The organism is Natranaerobius trueperi (assembly GCF_002216005.1).
In the GTDB taxonomy this organism is placed as follows: domain Bacteria; phylum Bacillota; class Natranaerobiia; order Natranaerobiales; family Natranaerobiaceae; genus Natranaerobius_A; species Natranaerobius_A trueperi.
On sequence record NZ_NIQC01000097.1, the window covers coordinates 1 to 409 of the forward strand.

Genomic DNA, 409 nt, shown 5'->3' on the forward strand with positions numbered 1-409 from the left:
TACCGTTCTTAACAGGGGAGGTCTTACGGGGGTTGCCGACAAGAGGGTTTAACCAACAACCCACAGCGACAAATCGTGCAGTGATGCACGGTTGAACCGTAAGAAGTCAGCCGAGGTCATAGTACCGGATACGGGAAGGACCGAACAATGTAGTCTTTTAAACTAGAGAGAAGGTGAGATAGTGCAAAGAGAGCAGAAAACTGTGAAAACAGGCTACCCTTGCGAGGGTATGGTGGAACCAGAGAGTACCAAGGGAGCGCGGAGTACTAGCTCACTGGACCTTAGCGAGAAAGACGGTGCAGAAAGTTTACTTGATAAATTACTACACACAGGAAATTTAAATGCAGCTTACAAAAGAGTAAAGCAAAACAGAGGTGCGGCAGGTGTTGACGGGATGACAGTCGATGAG

At 47.9% G+C, this 409-nt stretch carries 1 pseudogene; it reads left to right on the plus strand.

The features are described from left to right. Positions 1–202 precede the first annotated feature (202 nt). Positions 203–409: pseudogene (locus CDO51_RS13245) on the plus strand (group II intron reverse transcriptase/maturase); the annotation flags it as partial.